Source organism: Pseudactinotalea suaedae (assembly GCF_009733815.1).
Lineage (GTDB): Bacteria > Actinomycetota > Actinomycetes > Actinomycetales > Beutenbergiaceae > Pseudactinotalea > Pseudactinotalea suaedae.
In genome coordinates, this window is sequence record NZ_WNXY01000013.1 from 134689 (window position 1) to 151237 (window position 16549).

Genomic DNA, 16549 nt, shown 5'->3' on the forward strand with positions numbered 1-16549 from the left:
CTATAGTGGGAGCGTGGCGCAGAACGAGGTCGTGGCCGTCGGCGAGGTGATGGCGCTGCTGCTGGCGCCCGCGGGTGTGCCCCTCGGCGAGGCAGCCGGCTACGAGCAGGGCCACGCCGGCGCGGAGTCGAACGTCGCCGTCGGCCTGGCACGGCTGGGCCACCAGGTCGCCTTCGTCTCACGGCTGGGGGACGACCGCCTCGGGCGGCGGATCCGGCGCGACCTCCGTGGCGAGGGCATCGACGTCGGCGCGCTGGTGCTCGACCCGACCGCCCCGACCGGGCTGCTGCTGCGCGACGGCCTGGGCCACGGCATCTCCGTCGACTACCACCGCGCCGGCAGCGCCGCCACGCGGCTGCAGCCGGCCGACCTGCCGCTCGAGGCGATCCGCGGTGCCCGGGTGCTGCATTTGACCGGCATCACGGCGGCGATCTCCGCCTCCGCGTGCGAGACCGTGCTGACGGCGGCGCGCGCCGCACGCGAGGCCGGCGTCACCGTCACGGTCGACCCCAACGTGCGCATGCGCCTGGCGAGCGCCGAGCGATGGCGCGAGATCGTGGAGCAGCTCACCGATCTCGCCGACGTGCTGCTCATCGGCGCCGACGACGCCGCCTCCGTCGGCATCGACGACCCGATCGCCTGGGCCCACGGGCGGGGCGTCGCCACCGTGGTGCTCAAGGACGGCGCCCGCGGCGCCACCGAGAGCCACCGGAACGGCCGGACCTGGCGGCAGCCGGCGCTGCCGGTGCCGCACGTGGTCGACCCGGTGGGTGCCGGTGACGCCTTCGCCGCCGGCTGGCTCAGCGCGTGGCTGCGCGGGCTCGAGCCCGACCGCCGGCTGGCCGAGGCGGCAGCGGTCGCGGCCTGCGTGGTCGGCACCCGCGGCGACGTCCCCGGCCTGCCCGACCCCGCCACGCGCGACCGACTGCTCGCCGGATCCCAGGAGGTAGCCCGATGACCGCTGACCAGACGCTCGCGGCGATCACCGAGCAGGGCGTGGTCGGCATCGTCCGCGCCGGCACCGCCGAGGCCGGCCGCACGGCAGCCCGGACCTTCCTCGACGCCGGCCTGGCCGCCGTCGAGGTCTCGCTCACCACCCCCGGCGCCCTCGAGACCATCGAGAGCCTGACCGCCGGCGGCGCCGCTGTCGGCGCCGGCACCGTCCGGACCCTCGCCGACGCCCGCGACGTCCGCGCGGCGGGCGCGACGTTCCTCGTCAGCCCGCTGCTCGACGTCGAGGTGGTGCGATACGCGGTCGAGAACGACCTCGTCGCGCTGCCCGGCTGCCTCACCCCCACCGAGATGGCGACGGCGCAGCGCGCCGGCGCGCAGCTCGTCAAGATCTTCCCGGCCCACCTCTGGAGCCCTGCGGCGCTGGCGGGCATGCTCGAGGCGATGCCCGAGCTGCGCTGCGTCCCCACCGGCGGCGTCAGCGCCGAGTCCGCGCCCGCCTGGGTTCGTGCGGGTGCGGCCGCGGTCGGCGTCGGTGGCTCGCTGACCCGAGCGGCCGATCCCGCAGCGGCCGTCACCGCTCTGCTGGCCGCCATCCGCGAAGCGCGTGCCTGAGTCTCGTCAGCACCCGGTCGTCGCCGATCTCGGGCTCCGGATCGCCACCGGCGAGCTGGTGGCCGGCAGCCGGGTGGTGCCCGAGGAGGTCGCGGAGCAGCACGGCGTCTCCCGGTCGGTGGTGCGCGAGGCGCTGCGGGTGCTCGAGGCCAAGGGTCTGGTGCAGCCCAGGCAGCGGGTCGGTACCCGGGTGCTGGCCTCGGACCGGTGGGACGCCCTGGACGCCGACGTCATCGGCTGGCGCGTCCAGGGACCCGAACGGCTCGCTGTGGTGAGCGACCTCGAGGAGCTGCGGGCCGCCGTCGAGCCCCGTGCCGCGCGGCTGTGCTGCGAGAACGACGGCGGTACGGCCGACGTCGCCGAGCTGAGCCTGCTGGCCACGACGATGCGCCGGCTGGGCTCGCGCGGCGACCTCGGCGGGTTCACGGCAGCCGACGTCGCGTTCCACGCCCGGCTGCTGCACGCCAGCGGCAACGCCGCCTTCGTGCGACTCGAAGGGACCTTCGCCGCGCTGCTCCGCGCCCGTGAGGAGCTCGGCACCCTGCCCCACCAGATCTCGGAGGACGTGCTCGCCCTGCACGAGGAGGTGGCCGAGGCGATCGCGGTGCGCGATGCCGACCGCGCCGAGCGCGCCGCGCGCGAGCTGGTCGACGGTGCGCGCTCCGAGGTGCTCACGCAGCTGGGCGCACCCGCAGGGGCCATCGGCCGCGTGCTGCGCGGGCTGCGGAACCGGCGTCGCTGACCACCTCGGCGGCCGAAGCTCCTGCGGTCGCGGCGGCCCGCTGTGATGATCGACGGATGAGGTTCACAGCAGAGCTGGAGAGCGGAAGCGGGAACACGGCGGGGTTCCGGGTGCCGGAGGAGGTCGTCACGGCGCTCGGCGGCGGCAAGCGGCCCAAGGTCAACGTCACGCTGAACGGCTACGGCTACCGCACGTCGGTGGCGCCGATGGGTGGCGAGTACTGGGTCGGGGTCGCGATCGCGCACCGCGAGCCGGCCGGGGTGACGCCGGGGAGCTCCTACGAGGTCGAGCTTGAGCTGGACACCGCGCCGCGCGTGGTCGAGCTCCCGCCCGAGCTCGCGGACGCGCTCGCCGCCGAACCTGCGCTCATCGAGGCGTGGCGCGCGCTGTCCTACTCGAACCAGCGTCGCCTCGCCGAGCCGATCGGGCAGGCCAAGGGCGAGGACACCCGTGCCCGGCGGGTGGCGAAGGTGATCGCCGACCTCCGTGGCTGAGCCTCGTTCGCCTTGAGTGAACCACGCTCAACTTTGGGCATGGTTCGGCGTTGCACCTGGTGTAGCGCAAGCCGCCAGCAAGGGCGGCTCGACCGAACCCGAAGGTGGTTTTCCCATGGCTCTTGACCTCTACCGCACCGACGAGGCCTTCGTCGCCACGATCGACCTGCCCGGCGTGAGCCCGGCGAGCATCGACGTGGACGTCGACGGCCGCGTCCTCACCGTCCGCGCCGAGCGCCCCCGCCCCGAGGGCGACGTGCGCTGGCTCGTCCGCGGCCGCCCGGCCGGCACCTTCGCCCGCCGCTTCACGCTGGGCGAGACCGTCGACGCCGAGCGCATCTCCGCCGCCTACGCCGATGGTGTCCTCACCCTGACCGTCCCGGTCGCCGAGCAGTCCCGGCCGCGCAAGGTCGAGGTGACGACCGCCCAGGTCAGCTCCGCCGTCGAGCAGGACTCGATGGAGCAGGCTGCCTGACGCACGCACGAGGAAGGCCCGCACGCTGAGAGCGTGCGGGCCTTCGTCGTTGCGCCGGGAGCTACCGCCCGACGTGCCGCAGCCGCAGCGAGTTGGCGACCACGAGCACCGAGCTGAACGCCATCGCCAGGCCGGCGATCATCGGGTTCAGCAGCCCGAGCGCGGCGAGCGGGATCGCCGCCACGTTGTAGGCGAACGCCCAGAACAGGTTCTGCTTGATCACCCGCAGGGTCGAGCGTGACAGCGTGATCGCCTGCGGCACGGTGCGCAGATCGCCACGCACCAGCGTCAGGTCGCTGGCCTCGATCGCCACGTCGGTGCCGGTGCCCATCGCCAGTCCGAGATCGGCCTGGGCGAGCGCCGCGGCGTCGTTGACGCCGTCACCGACCATCGCGACCCGCTTGCCCTGCGCCTGCAGCCGCTCGATCTCCGCGACCTTGGCCTCGGGCAGCACGCCCGCGATCACCGTGTCGATGCCGACCTCGCGAGCGACCGCACGCGCCGGGGCCTCGGCGTCACCGGTGAGCAGCACCGGCTCGATCCCCATGGCTCGCAGCTGCCCGACCGCCTCGGCCGACGTCGCCTTGATCGCGTCGTCGAGGACGATCACGCCGCGCACCTGGCCGTCCCAGGCCACCGCGACCGCCGTGCCCTCGGCCACCTCAGGCGCCTCGCCCGCCGCGCCGCGCTCGGCGAGCCACGCCGGACGCCCGACGGCGACCTCGTGGCCTTCCGCGTCGGCGCTCACGCCGCGCCCGGCGTGGTTGGAGAAGTCTGACGCCTCCGGGAGGGGTCCTGCCGCGCGGGCCGCAGCCGCGATCGCCGCGGCGATCGGGTGCTCGCTGCGCGCCTCCACGGCGCCGGCCAGCCGCAGCACCTCGGCCGCGTCGGTGCCCTGGACGGGCAGCACGTCGACCACGGACATCCGGCCCTCGGTCACCGTGCCGGTCTTGTCCAGCACGACCACCTCGATGCCACGGGTGGCCTCGAGGATCTCCGGGCCCTTGATGACGATGCCCAGCTGGGCGCCGCGCCCGGTGCCCGCCAGCAGCGCGGTCGGCGTCGCCAGACCCAGGGCGCACGGGCAGGCGATGATCAGCACCGCGACCGCGGCTGTGAACGCGTTCTGCACCTCACCGCCGGTCAGGCCGCCCTCCGCGGCGAGCAGCAGCCACACCGCGAGCGTCCCGAGCGCCAGCACGATGACGATCGGCACGAACCAGGCCGAGATCTGGTCGGCGATCCGCTGCACGGGCGCCTTGCCGGTCTGCGCGCGGGTGACGAGCCGGCCGATCTGGGCGAGCGTGGTCTCCTCGCCGACCCTGTCGGCGCGGACCAGCAGGTGACCGCTGGTGTTGAGGGTCGCGCCGGTCACCGCGTCACCCTCGGACACGTCGACCGGTACCGGCTCGCCGGTCACCAACGAGGCGTCGACGGCGGAGCGGCCCTCGACCACCGTGCCGTCGGTGGCGATCTTCTCGCCCGGGCGGACGGCGAACAGGTCACCGACCGCGAGCTCGCTTACCGGGACGCGACGCTCGGTGCGCTCGCCCTGGTGCTCGGTGACGAGCGCGACATCCTTCGCGCCCAGGTCCAGCAGCGCCCGGAGCGCGTCGCCGCTGCGCCGCCGGGCCCGGTGCTCGGCGTACCGCCCGGCGAGCAGGAAGGTGACCACGACCGCTGCCACCTCGAAGTAGAGCTCCGGCGGGCCCATGTCCTCGGCGCGCGGCAGCAGGCTCGGCTGCATCCGCATCCCGAGCTCGCCCGTACCGCCGAGCAGCAGCGCCCACAGCGACCAGAGGGTCGCGGCGATGACGCCGATCGAGACCAGCGTGTCCATCGTCGAGGAGCGGTGCCGCGCCGCACGGAACGCGGCCCGGTGGAACGGCCACGCCGCCCAGGTGGCCACGGGCAGCGCGAGGGCCGCGACGACCCACTGCCACCCCGTGAACTGCAGGGCCGGGATCATCGACAGCAGCACCACCGGCGGTGTCAGCACGACGGCGACCCGCAGCCGCCTGCGCAGCTCGGTGCCGCGGTCGGCGGTGGGGGCGGAGGTGTCCTCGCCCTCGAGCATCACGTGACCGGGGGCCATCGCGTGACCGGACAGTGCGTGCTCGGTCTCGTCGTGACCGGCGTGCTCGTGGCCCGGCTGGCCGGCCTCGTGGGCCCCGTGGCTCCCGTGCGCCCCGTGGTCGTGGTGCCCGGCGTGCGCCGGCTGCGCGATCGCGCCGGAGTCGCGGGTCACCCGGGCGTCGTAACCGGCCTTGCGGACCGCGGCGAGAAGATCCTCGGTGGGAACGCCGTCGTCGAGCTCGACGTGAGCGGACTCCAGTGCCAGGTTGACGGTCGCCTCCGCGCCGGCCACCTCGCCGAGCCGTTTCTCGACCCGGGCGACGCAGCTGGCGCACGTCATCCCCTCGATCGCGAGCTCGACCTCACGCTGGGCGTGCACCTGGGATGTGGCCATGGTGTGTTCCTTCCTGGGCGGCGGTGCCGCGGTGGATCAGTGGATGCCGGCGACGCTGTACCCGGCGTCGTCGACGGCGGCGCGCAGGGACTGCTCGTCGAGCGGGGCGTTGCTGACGACGGTGACCGGCGAGGCCTCGCCGGCGCGCAGCTCGATCGAGACGTTCAGGACGCCGTCGACGCCTTCGAGAGCCTCGGTCACGTGGGCGACGCAGTTGGCACAGGTCATGCCCTCGACGTCGACGGTGGTGGTGCGGTCGGTGTTGTCCATGGTGTCTCTCCTCGGGTGGGGTGCTGCGGTCAGGAACGGACGAGGCGGGCGATCGCGGCGGAGGCCTCGGCGACCTTCTCCGCGCCTGCCTCGGGCGAGGTGCGGGCGGCGTCGACGACGCAGTGCGCCATGTGGTCGTCGAGGAGTCCGAGGCCCACGGCCTGGAGCGCCTTGGTGACCGCGGAGATCTGGGTGAGGACGTCGATGCAGTACTTGTCCTCCTCGACCATGCGCGCGATCCCGCGCACCTGGCCCTCGACGCGGCGCAGCCGCTTGAGGTAGGCGGCCTTGTCGTCCTCGTAGCCCGGCGGGGGCTCGTGCTCGTGCTCGGTCATGGTGCCTCCTTCGCTTCGTGCAACAGCATACCCCCCCGGGGTATTCCCGTGAAGAGGTCGTGCGCGCTGGGCTACGGTTCGGTCACGATTCACCGAGCGAACGTCTCGGTTCGGTCTCGACGGCGGAACGGGCCGATCGGCCCACCTAGTTTGACCCGTATGAGACGGCTCAAGCTCGCTGGCCTGGCGCTCGCCACCACCCTCGCGGCGATGGTGGGCGTCACGGTGATGCCGGCCGCCCAGGCCTGCGGTTGCGGCGGCTTCGTGGCCGCCGACGGCGAGGACGTCGCTGCCAGCGCCGAGTACGCCGTGCTGAGCTGGGACGGCGAGGTCGAGCGCGTGGTGCTGTCGATGGAGGCGCTCACCCAGAGCACCGACGCGGCGCTGCTGATCCCGACCCCGTCACCTGCCGAGGCCGCGCTGGCCGAGACCACGGTGTTCGGCGAGCTCGAGGAGGTCATCAAGCCCGAGGAGGTCGTCACCTACGAGTGGTGGCCCGACCTCGGGTTCGGCTCCGGCGACGGCGCGGGCGGGGCGCCCGAGGGAGCTCCGACGGGCGCCGTCTCGGTTCTGGACACCCAGCAGCTCGGTGACCTCGAGGTCACCGTCCTGGCCGCGAACGATGCCGACCAGCTCGCGGACTGGCTCGACTCCCACAACTACGTGATGCGCGACGGTCTCGCCGACGCCTTGATGCCCTACGTCTCCGAGGGCTGGTACTACATCGCGATCCGGCTGACCACCGACGCCGATAGCCTCAGCGGCGCGCTGCAGCCGCTCGACCTGACCTTCGCCTCCCAGCAGCTGATCTACCCGATGCGGTTGTCAGCGGCGGCGACGTCCTCGCAGTTCGTGCGCACCTACGTCTTCTCCGACCACCGGATGCAGCGCACGGACGAGACCGCGGACGCCGGTGTGCTCGACGTGCGGTTCGCGGGTGAGGTGCCGGCGACGGCGATGACCTCGGACGCGCTCGTCTCGATCGCCGCGGAGCGCTCCTACCTGACCGTGCTGGACCAGTACTTCCAGGAACCGAGCGCGGAGATCGTCTCCGACTTCACCTTCGGGCAGGCGCCGAACGACGAGGCCTATCGCGAGCGTGTCTACGAGACCCGGATGCGGGAGATCGCCGGCATCCCCGCGGGACCGGCGCTGACGTTCATCGCGATGGTGGTGGTCCTGACCGGCGTGCTCGTGGCCTCCGGGCTGCGCCGCCGCTCGCGCCGGATCCGCCGAGAGGCCGCCCACGCCTGAGGCGGCACCGGCGCACCGCTAGCCTGTGCCGGTGACGAACGGTCGGCTCGGCGTGCTCGACATCGGCTCCAACACCGTTCACCTGCTCGTCTTCGACACCACGCGAGGGCGCATGCCCGTGCCCTCGGTCTCGGACCGCAGCGTGGTGCGGCTGATGCGGTACGTCGACGACGGGGGCGCGATCACCGAGGCGGGGATCGGCGCCCTGAGCACCGCCGTCTCGGCAGCGATGGCACGGGCGCGCAAGGCCAAGGTCGACGAGCTGCTCGTGATGGTGACCTCGGCGATCCGCGACGCGGCGAACGGCGAGGCGGTGCTCGCGCGGCTGCGGGAGCAGATCGGTCTGGACGTGCAGGTGCTGTCCGGGCCCGACGAGGCACGCCTGACGTTCTTGGCGGTGCGGCGCTGGTACGGCTGGGCGGCCGGGCGGCTGCTCGTGCTCGACATCGGCGGCGGGTCGTTGGAGATCGCGACCGGCGTCGACGAGGAGCCCGAGCTGGCGGTCTCGCTGCCGCTGGGCGCCGGCCGGCTCACCCACGACCTGCTGCCGGACGACCCGCCGACACCGGGTCAGCTCGCCCGGCTGGTCGAGGTGGTCGACGAGCAGCTGCACCCGCTGGTCGGCCGGATGGCACAGCTGCCGGCTCCCGACCACGTGGTCGCGAGCTCGAAGACGTTCCGCTCGCTGGCCCGGCTCGCGGGGATGCGGACGCCGGGCGTCGGCCCCGAGCCCCGCTGGCGGATGAGCGCCGAGCAGCTCGCCGACTGGGTGCCGCGGCTCGCGCGCATCCCGGCCGAGCAGCGTGTCGAGCTGCCCGGGATCACGCCCGAGCGGACCTATCAGATCGTGGCCGGCGCGGTCGTCGCCGAGCGAGTGCTCGCGCGGCTGGGTGTCGAGACGGTCGAGATCAGTCCGTGGGCGCTGCGCGAGGGCGCGCTGCTGCGGCACCTCGACCGCTCGTAGCGCGCCCGTCCCAGCGGCAGAATGATGGCCATGGCCGAGCCCAACGAGGAGATGCGCCGCGGCTGGGCCGAGAGCGCGAGCGGCTGGGTCGCGAACGAGCGGATCGTCGACCACGCGTTCGTCCCGGTGACCGGGGCGGTGCTGGAGGCGGCTCAGCTGGGGCCGACGCTGCGTGTCCTCGACGTGGGTTGCGGCTCCGGCACGCTGCTGGCGGCCGCGGTGGAGCGCGGGGCGGACGCCGTGGGGGTCGACATCGCGCCCGGCATGGCCGAGGCCGCACAGGCCCGGGTCCCCGGGGCGCTCGTCGCGGTGGGTGACGCGCAGACGGATGACCTCCTCGCGCTCGCAGGCGGCGGTCCCGCCTTCGACCGGGTGGTCTCCCGGTTCGGCGTCATGTTCTTCTCGGACCCGACGGCGGCGTTCGGCAACATCCGTGCCGCCACCTCGCCCGGTGGGCGCCTCGCGGCGGCGGTGTGGCGCTCGGCCGAGGAGAACCCGGTCTTCACCCTGGGCAGCGGGCCGCTGCTCGAGCGCATCGAGGTGCCCTCGCCCGCACCCGGTGCACCCGGCCCGACCGCCCTCGCCGACCCGACCCGCACCCGAGGGGTGCTCGAGGGAGCCGGGTGGACCGCCGTCGAGATCTCGCCCCTGGACGTGACGCTCGACTACGGGCTCGACGGCAGCGACGGCGTCGAGGAACGGTTGGCGGTCACGCTCGCCAGCGGCACGGGGCGCATCGCGACCGCGCAGCTGCGTCCGAGGATGCCGGACGCCGAGTGGGCCGCGCTCCTCGAGGCGGCCCGTGAGGAGATCCGGGCGGCGAGGGTCGACGGCGTCGTACGGATTCCCGGCGCCGTGTGGGTGGTCACCGCGACCGCCTGAGGTCAGCCGAGGTGGCGGACCAGGCGCGCCGCGATACCCGTGTACCCGGCGGGTGAGAGGGCCAGGAGGCGCTCCCGGACGCCGTCGGGAAGTCCGAGACCGGTGATGAACGCACGCATGCCCTCGGCGTCGACGCGACGGCCGCGGGTGAGCTCCTTGAGCCGCTCGTACGGGTCCGCCATGCCCTGGACGCCCGCGACCTGCAGCGCGCGCATCGCGGACTGCACCGCCTCGCCGAGGACCTCCCAGTTGGCGTCGAGGTCACGCTCCATCGCGGCGGCGTCGACGTCCAGACCCGCCAGCCCGCGGCGGACGTTGTCGATCGCGAGCAGCGAGTGGCCGAACGCGACACCGATGTTGCGCTGCGTCGTGGAGTCGGTGAGGTCGCGCTGCAGCCGCGAGGTGACCAGCGTCGAGGACAGCGTGTCCAGCAGCGCGCACGAGATCTCGAGGTTCGCCTCGGCGTTCTCGAACCGGATCGGGTTGACCTTGTGCGGCATCGTCGAGGAACCGGTGGAGCCCTGCGCGCTCAGCCGCTGCGCGAAGTAGCCGAGCGAGATGTAGGTCCAGACGTCGGTGGCGAGGTTGTGCAGCACGCGGTTGAAGCGCGCGACGTCGGCGTACAGCTCGGCCTGCCAGTCGTGGCTCTCGATCTGGGTGGTCAGCGGGTTCCAGGTCAGACCCAGCCCCTCGACGAACGCCTGCGCCTCGGCCTCCCAGTCCACCTCCGGGATGGAGATCGCGTGGGCGCCGTAGGTTCCGGTCGCACCGTTGATCTTGCCGAGGAACTCGGCCTTCGTGATGCGCCCGATCTGACGGTCGAGCCGGTGCGCGAGCACCGCGAGCTCCTTGCCGAGGGTGGTCGGCGTGGCCGCCTGGCCGTGCGTGCGGGAGAGCATCGGCACGTCGGCATTGGCGCGCGCCATGGCCGCGATGTCCTCGACCAGCCCGGTCGCCGCCGGCAGCCACACCTGCCCGACGGCGTCCCTCACCGTGAGCGCGTAGCTGAGGTTGTTGATGTCCTCGCTCGTGCAGAAGATGTGGACGATCTCGCCGACCCCGGTCAGCGCGGTGTCGGGACCGACGGTCTCGGCCGCGGCGGCGAGGCGACGCTTGAGGAAGTACTCGATCGCCTTGACGTCGTGGCGGGTCTCCGCCTCGATCTCCGCCAGCTCAGCGATCTCCGCCGCGCCGAACGTGGTGACGACCTCACGCAGGTAGGCGATCTCGGCCTCGGAGAGCGTGGGGGCGCCCGGGAGCACGCCGCGGGAGGTGAGGTGGATCAGCCACTCGACCTCGACCTGCAGGCGGGCGCGGTTGAGCGCGGCCTCGCTCAGGTGGTCCACCAGCGGTGCCACCGCGGCGCGGTAGCGACCGTCGAGAGGCCCGAGAGCGATCGGCGGTTCGAGGGCGGCGAACGAGATGCGCGATGTCACGTGCCTCATCCTCCCAGGTCGCCCGGACCTTCGGGGACCTGCTGACTGCGGTGCGCACCACCGGCGGGTGGCCGGGTCGCGGGGGCGGGTGAGCTTGCGCCCACCTCCCGTGGGGAGCGGTGAGTTTGCGCCCACCTCCCGCAGGGGGCGGTGGGTTAGCGCCCACGTGCGGTCGGCGGATTCAACCGGTCGATGCAACAGATGGATCGGACGGTTCGGAGAGTAGTTGGTCGAGGGCTTCGGCGGGGGTGCGCCAGGCGAGGCGTTTCCGGGGGCGGCGGTTGAGCTTGGTGGCGACGTGGTCGAGGTAGTCGGGGGCGAAGATGGACAAGTCGGCGCTCTTGGGGAAGTACTGGCGCAGGAGCCCGTTGGTGTTCTCGTTGCTGCCGCGTTGCCAGGGTGAGTGGGGGTCGCAGAAGTAGATGTCCAGGTCGGTCGCTGCCGCGATCTGGACGTGGTTGGCCATCTCGATGCCCTGGTCCCAGGTCAGCGTGCGCCGCAGCGTGGCCGGCAGCTGGGCCATCGCCGCCACCATGGCCTGCTGGATCGCGTCAGCGCCGTGGTCATCGGGCAGGTGTAGCAGCATCACGAATCCGGTGGCCCGTTCGACCAGGGTCCCGATCGCGGTCTTGTTCTCCTGCCCGGTGATCAGGTCCCCTTCCCAGTGCCCCGGCACCGCGCGGTCTTCGACCTCGGGAGGCCGTTCGCTGATGTTGACCATGCCCACGATGCGCCGATCCCGCTGCCGCACGGCCCGACGGGTCTTGCGCAGCGCCCGCCCGGTCCGCAGACGTTTATGCAGATCACGGGCCAGGCCACCGCGGCCCTGGACATACAGGGCCTGATAGATCGCCTCGTGACTGATCCGCATCGAATCATCGTGGGGATAGTCGACCTTGAGCCGGGCGCTGATCTGCTCAGGGCTGTGCTCCTGCTCCAACTGCTCCTGCACCACCCTCTGTAACCGGTTGTCCGAGGCTAGCTTCGTCGGCAGGCGACCGGCCCGGCGGGCCTTCCACTGCGAACGCTTGTGCGCTGAGGAGGCCCGATAGCAGGGCCGATGCCCATCGGTGGGCCGGGTCGAGTTCGCCGCGATCTCCCGCCCGATCGTGGACCGGTGACAGCCGACCTGACGGGCAATCTGCGCTGGATGAACGCCTTGAGCCAGCAGGATCGCGAGCTCTTCCCGCTGCTCGAAACTCAACCGCGGACGCCGTCTACCTGGCTCCACTACCGGTGGCATCACACCGCCAGCCTTCCGGTACCACTCCTTAGCGGTCTGATGCGACACGCCCACCGCCGCTGCCGCCTCCCGCGGCCAGGCCCCTGCACGAATCTGCTCCCAGAACCGGCGACGAAGCGCCACCGAATGAGGACGACCAGTCGGCATCACAACACCCCTCAACACTCAGGTGTTGCATCGAACCCTTGAACCCAGTGTCGTCGCGTGGGCGCTATCTCACCGCCGCTGCGGTCGCGTGGGCGTTAACTCACCGCCGCTGCGGTCGGGTGGGCGCTATCTCACCGCCGCTGCGGCCGGGTGGGCGCTATCTCACCGCCACAGCCGGGAGAGCGAACCCCCGGAACAGCCCACGCCGCCGCTACGAGTCCACGACGAGCTCGACCTCGAAGCCCTCGGCGTTCTCGAGATACAGCGCCGTGTGGTCGGGGCCGCCGGCGTGCGGGTACTTGTCCGTGAACAGCTCCGACCAGCCGTGCGCGGGCGCGGCGGCGCGCAAGGCGTCCAGGCCGGCGCGGTCGCCCGTGCGCAGGGCGAGGTGGTTCAGCCCGGGCGCCAACCGGTCGTGCCGGTCCCCGATCACCGCGGCCGACGCCTCCAGCACCACGTACACACCGCTCGCGTGCCGCCAGATCCGGCCGTTCGGCCAGCCCTCGACCAGCTCGCGCTCCCACCCGAGCGAGTCCAGCAACCAGTGCCAGCCGGGCTCGGCAGTGGCGAGGTCGTGGGTCCACAGCTCGATGTGGTGCACCGGGTTGGCCATGGCGGCTCCTGCTGGTGATCACGGACCTCGCGCACGCGACGAGAACGCACGGGTTCAGGCGTAGGGGGCGGCAGCCGCGATGGCCGCCGCGGCGTAGCTGCCGCCGAACAGCACGGTGTGGACCAGCAGCGGGTTGAGCTGGTGCAGGTCGACCCGGTCGCGCCAGCCGTCGGCGAGCGGTGAGGTTGCGTCGTACCCGGCGATGGTCTCCACCAGGTGCGGAGCACCGAAGAGCGCCAGCATGGCGAGGTCGGTCTCGGCGTGGCCGCCGTGAGCGGTGGGGTCGATCAGCACCGCGTCGCCGCCGGCCGGCCACAGCACGTTCCCGTTCCACAGGTCGCCGTGCAGTCGGGCCGCACCGTCGCCCACGAGCGCGGGCTGCGGGTGGTCGAGGTCGCCGTCGAGCAGCCTCGCCACCAGGATCGTGCGTTGGCCGCTGCCGCCGATCCGTCCCTGCTCGACGGCGCGACGCAGGTAGGGCAGCACCCGTTCGGTGCCGTAGAACTCACCCCAGCTCGTCGGCGCCGGGTCCGGTGCCGCCAGCGCGAGGCGACCCATGAAGAGCGGGGTGTCACCCGGGACGAACCCGTAGCCGGGCGCGCCCGCCGCGTGCGTGCGTGCCAACGCCTCCCCGAACCCGCGAACGGCCGCCGGTTCGGCACCGACCTCCTCGATCAGCTCCAGCTCGAGCAGACCGGGCTGAGCCGAGACGACCTGCGCGACCCGAGCTCCGCCGTCGACCTCGCCGAGCCAGGCGAGCCCGGCGGCCTCGAAGAGGGCGGCGTCAGGAGTGGGGAAGTGTGTCTTCCGGAAGACCGTCACGCCGCCCCACGCTAGCTCGCCGGTCTCAGGTGCGGACGCTGCGCCGGAGCTGGTGCTCGACGTGCTCGACGATCCCCGCGGCCGCCGCGACCAGCTGGTGATAGGCGATCTCGAAGTCGCGCTTGTCGCCGTAGTACGGGTCGGCGACCTCCAGGTCGCCATCGGCGACCGACTCCGGGTCGAACGAGCGGATCAGTCGGATCTTGTCGCGAGCGGCGTCGTCGGGCGCGAGGTCGCGCAGGGAGCGCAGGTGACCGGAGTCGAGCGCGAGGACGAGGTCCACACGCGCGAAGTGGTCGGGCGCGAACACGCCCGCCTTGTGCTCCGCGAGGTCGAGCCCGTGGCTGGCGCGACGGCGCAGGCGCGGTGGTCCGCGCCTTCACCCACGTGCCAGCTTCCGGTCCCCGCAGAGCACACCGACACCCGCTCCTCGAGCCCGGCACGGGCGAGCGCGTCCGTCAGGACGGCCGCGCCCAGAGGGGAGCGACAGATGTTTCCGCTGCACACGACACAGATCGAGTAGTCCTCGGCCATGCCAGCCATTGTCACACCGTTGCCGGGCGTCGGCTGTCCACAGGGGCGGGCTGATGTCCCCCTGTCCACAGCACCCCTCGGGGAGCGGGCGGCCGGCGCCTCGCGGCACCTAGCGTCCTGAACCGGACAGAGCGACGAAGGAGGGGTGGCATGGGGCATGCGGCGGTGGTGTCGGTGGTGGCGGGGCAGGTCGAGGAGGTGTCGGCAGCGCTCCGTGGAGCGGTGCCCGAGCACTGGACCGGGCGGGCAGCGCATCGGTACCAGCAGAGCGCGACGAACCTGGCCGCCGGGCTGGGGATGTACGGGGAGCGGATCCGCGGGGTGGCGCGGCTCGTGCACCGGCACGAGCAGGAGGCGGCGGCGGTCAGGGCTGCGCTCGCGGGCGGTGGGATGGCGGCCGTATGAGCGGCGGGGCGCCGGTGATCGATGGCTCGCCGGCCAGCGGCGAGGGGCTCCAGTCCGATCGCGAGCTGGACATCTTCGGGCAGGGGATCGGCAGCGCGGTCGACCTCGACGTCAGCACGATCGACATCCGCGCGTGCGCCACGCGGCTGCGGACGCTCGCCGGGCGGGTCCGTGCCGCAGCGCAGTCCTTACGGGTCGCCTTGTACGGCGTGTCGGCGACGGCGCAGCTCACCTCGAGCGGTCCCGCCGCCATGGCGGAGGGCTGGCTCTCGGTCGCCGACGGCGAACGGCGGGCCGTCGAGCTCGAAGATTTGGCGGACCGGCTCGACGACACGGCGCAGCGCTACGACGAGGCCGAAGCGGCCAACGAGGCGCGGATCTGGCGGATCCCTCGGCCGCTGGCACCTGCGTGGACACCCGCTGCGTGGGTGCACATCGGGGTCGCCTGGCAGGCGGCCTGGTTCGACGCCTGGGCCCACGGTCAGGCGTTTCCCACGCGGCACGGGGTGGGCATGCTCGTCGAGGAGACGCTGTGGGGGCTGACCGGGCTGAACCGCCCGATCCCGACCGTGACCCGGATGGTCGCCGACGCGATCGGGCTGGTGGTCTCGCACCGGGTGCGCGTGGAGCAGGTGAACCCGCCGGGGGTCGGAGCGCCAGGTGCGGGCTCGGGGGTCGAGGAGCACGGCGCGATCGGCGACCTCGAAGGGGTGGTGACCGCGATCGACGGGCTGTACCCGGACAACGGGCAGGTCTCCTCCGGGACGGTGAGGATCGACCGCGTGGTCGGCGCCGATGGGCGGGAGTCCTGGCTGGTGCTGGTGCCCGGCACGCAAGGAGAGCTGGTCGGTGAGCAGCCCTTCGACTGGGCCGGCAACCCGGGAGCGATGATCGGTGACGTCACCGGTGCGACCGCGATGGTGGTGCAGGCGATGCGGCTGGCGGGGATCCGCCCCGGGCAGCCCGTCGTCCTGGCGGGCCACTCCCAGGGTGGGATGGTCGCGCTCAACGCGGCGAACGCCGTCGCCGAGGAGTACGAGGTCAGCGGGGTGCTGACCGTCGGCGCGCCCGTGGGCCTGCTCGACGCGCCCGCCGGCACCGAGGTGCTCAGCCTCGAGCACGTTGAGGACCCCACCCCGGGTGCCGACAACACGGCCAACCCGGTCTCGGAGAGCTGGACGACGGTCGAGCGCACCCTCACGAGCTCGATCGACGCCGATGCCAACGGCGTCTGGCACCCCGGCGGTTCCCACGACACCCCGACGTATGCCGACACCGCCCGCCTCGTCGACGCCTCCGACGACGGCGCTGTGCTCGACTATCTCACCACCGTGGGCTCGGTCCTCGACCCCGACGCCACGGCGACCAGCAGCTACTACCAGGGCGCCCGCGTCCCCTGACCGCTTTCAACACGATTCCGTGCACACCCCGCTTTCAACAGGATTCCGTGCACGTCGGACTACCTCGTCTTGCGCTCCCCGTCCGGGAGGATGACCGACAGCACCAGCGAGATGATCGAGATGACGAGCGCGCCGAGGACGGCGGTCCAGAAGCCGTCGACCGTCAGTCCGAAGCTCGTCTGGCCGCTGATCCAGCTCGTCAGCATCAGCATCAGTGCGTTCACCACGAGGAAGAACAGGCCGAGCGTCAGCAGGTAGAGCGGGAGCGCGAGCATCTTCACGATCGGCTTCACGATCGCGTTCACCAGCGTGAAGATCAGGGCGACGACCGCCACCACGATGACCGTGTTGAGCACCGGTTCACCCGTCTCCGGTGCGTCGGAACCCGCCACGATGTCGATCCCGCCGATCCACAGGGAGGCCAGCCAGATCGCGACGCCGTTGATGAGGACCTTGAGGATGAAGCGGAGCATCCTCAGATCTTGCCATCCGCCGTC

Annotated in this window: 18 protein-coding genes and 1 pseudogene; 10 read left to right on the forward strand and 9 right to left on the reverse strand. The window is 72.6% G+C overall.

From position 1 onward, the window contains the following. The first annotated feature begins 13 nt into the window (after positions 1-13). The 5 genes from GPA04_RS19770 (at position 14) to GPA04_RS19790 (ending at position 3277) form a co-directional block, all read left to right on the forward strand. The gene (locus GPA04_RS19770; protein ID WP_206674294.1) at positions 14-958 is read left to right on the forward strand and encodes a sugar kinase; all 945 of its coding nucleotides are present in this window, start codon (positions 14-16) and stop codon (positions 956-958) included. After that, on the forward strand, positions 955-1566 hold the full coding sequence (locus tag GPA04_RS19775) for a bifunctional 4-hydroxy-2-oxoglutarate aldolase/2-dehydro-3-deoxy-phosphogluconate aldolase (RefSeq protein ID WP_156225934.1): 612 nt from the start codon (positions 955-957) through the stop codon (positions 1564-1566). Before GPA04_RS19770 ends, GPA04_RS19775 begins: the two co-directional genes overlap by 4 nt. Further along, positions 1559-2308, forward strand: coding sequence for a FadR/GntR family transcriptional regulator (locus tag GPA04_RS19780; RefSeq protein WP_156225935.1), 750 nt, complete (start codon positions 1559-1561; stop codon positions 2306-2308). Before GPA04_RS19775 ends, GPA04_RS19780 begins: the two co-directional genes overlap by 8 nt. A 56-nt stretch (positions 2309-2364) precedes the next feature. Next, positions 2365-2802, forward strand: coding sequence for a YdeI/OmpD-associated family protein (locus GPA04_RS19785; protein WP_156225936.1), 438 nt, complete (start codon positions 2365-2367; stop codon positions 2800-2802). 115 nt (positions 2803-2917) lie between these two features. Next, positions 2918-3277, forward strand: a complete 360-nt coding sequence (locus tag GPA04_RS19790; protein ID WP_156225937.1) for an Hsp20/alpha crystallin family protein — start codon at positions 2918-2920, stop codon at positions 3275-3277. A gap of 61 nt (positions 3278-3338) precedes the next feature. On the opposite strand, the gene GPA04_RS19795 is transcribed toward GPA04_RS19790, so the two are convergent. From GPA04_RS19795 to GPA04_RS19805, 3 genes are read right to left on the reverse strand one after another with little or no spacing between them, the layout of a single operon-like run. Beyond that, positions 3339-5747 carry a heavy metal translocating P-type ATPase gene (locus GPA04_RS19795; RefSeq protein ID WP_156225938.1) on the reverse strand — a complete coding sequence of 803 codons (2409 nt, stop codon included), beginning with the start codon at positions 5745-5747 and terminating at the stop codon, positions 3339-3341. A 36-nt stretch (positions 5748-5783) separates the two neighbouring features. Further along, positions 5784-6017 carry a heavy-metal-associated domain-containing protein gene (locus GPA04_RS19800; protein ID WP_156225939.1) on the reverse strand — a complete coding sequence of 78 codons (234 nt, stop codon included), beginning with the start codon at positions 6015-6017 and terminating at the stop codon, positions 5784-5786. Positions 6018-6046: 29 nt separating this feature from the next. Then, entirely contained in the window at positions 6047-6352 is a 306-nt protein-coding gene (locus tag GPA04_RS19805) for a metal-sensitive transcriptional regulator (RefSeq protein WP_156225940.1), read from the reverse strand. Between the two features lie 159 nt (positions 6353-6511). Between GPA04_RS19805 and GPA04_RS19810 the strand changes: the two genes are divergently transcribed. From GPA04_RS19810 to GPA04_RS19820, 3 genes are read left to right on the forward strand one after another with little or no spacing between them, the layout of a single operon-like run. Beyond that, complete coding sequence (locus GPA04_RS19810; RefSeq protein WP_156225941.1) at positions 6512-7606, forward strand: DUF2330 domain-containing protein; 1095 nt, start codon at positions 6512-6514, stop codon at positions 7604-7606. Between the two features lie 31 nt (positions 7607-7637). Then, positions 7638-8570 carry a Ppx/GppA phosphatase family protein gene (locus GPA04_RS19815; RefSeq protein WP_241680937.1) on the forward strand — a complete coding sequence of 311 codons (933 nt, stop codon included), beginning with the start codon at positions 7638-7640 and terminating at the stop codon, positions 8568-8570. 30 nt (positions 8571-8600) lie between these two features. Then, positions 8601-9452, forward strand: coding sequence for a class I SAM-dependent methyltransferase (locus GPA04_RS19820; RefSeq protein WP_206674295.1), 852 nt, complete (start codon positions 8601-8603; stop codon positions 9450-9452). Between the two features lie 2 nt (positions 9453-9454). Here GPA04_RS19820 and purB read toward each other — a convergent pair whose 3' ends face one another. From purB to GPA04_RS21565, 5 genes and pseudogenes are all read right to left on the reverse strand, one after another. After that, entirely contained in the window at positions 9455-10888 is a 1434-nt protein-coding gene (purB, locus tag GPA04_RS19825) for an adenylosuccinate lyase (protein ID WP_436277933.1), read from the reverse strand. Between the two features lie 181 nt (positions 10889-11069). Further along, positions 11070-12278, reverse strand: a complete 1209-nt coding sequence (locus GPA04_RS19830; protein WP_436277934.1) for an IS30 family transposase — start codon at positions 12276-12278, stop codon at positions 11070-11072. Between the two features lie 211 nt (positions 12279-12489). Then, positions 12490-12891 carry a VOC family protein gene (locus GPA04_RS19835; RefSeq protein ID WP_156225943.1) on the reverse strand — a complete coding sequence of 134 codons (402 nt, stop codon included), beginning with the start codon at positions 12889-12891 and terminating at the stop codon, positions 12490-12492. A gap of 54 nt (positions 12892-12945) precedes the next feature. Then, the gene (locus GPA04_RS19840) at positions 12946-13713 is read right to left on the reverse strand and encodes a fructosamine kinase family protein (RefSeq protein WP_170299376.1); all 768 of its coding nucleotides are present in this window, start codon (positions 13711-13713) and stop codon (positions 12946-12948) included. A gap of 25 nt (positions 13714-13738) precedes the next feature. Beyond that, a pseudogene (locus GPA04_RS21565) lies at positions 13739-14502 on the reverse strand (low molecular weight protein-tyrosine-phosphatase). On the opposite strand from GPA04_RS21565, the gene GPA04_RS19850 reads away from it, so the two are divergent. Together GPA04_RS19850 and GPA04_RS19855 are read left to right on the forward strand one after the other, a co-directional pair. Next, complete coding sequence (locus tag GPA04_RS19850) at positions 14398-14652, forward strand: hypothetical protein (RefSeq protein WP_156225945.1); 255 nt, start codon at positions 14398-14400, stop codon at positions 14650-14652. The pseudogene GPA04_RS21565 and the gene GPA04_RS19850 sit on opposite strands and share 105 nt — an antisense overlap. Further along, positions 14649-16052: a WXG100 family type VII secretion target gene (locus GPA04_RS19855; RefSeq protein WP_156225946.1), complete on the forward strand. Its 1404-nt coding sequence runs from the start codon at positions 14649-14651 to the stop codon at positions 16050-16052. Before GPA04_RS19850 ends, GPA04_RS19855 begins: the two co-directional genes overlap by 4 nt. 59 nt (positions 16053-16111) lie before the next feature. Here GPA04_RS19855 and GPA04_RS19860 read toward each other — a convergent pair whose 3' ends face one another. Continuing rightward, the gene (locus GPA04_RS19860; RefSeq protein ID WP_156225947.1) at positions 16112-16525 is read right to left on the reverse strand and encodes a phage holin family protein; all 414 of its coding nucleotides are present in this window, start codon (positions 16523-16525) and stop codon (positions 16112-16114) included. Positions 16526-16549: the final 24 nt, after the last annotated feature.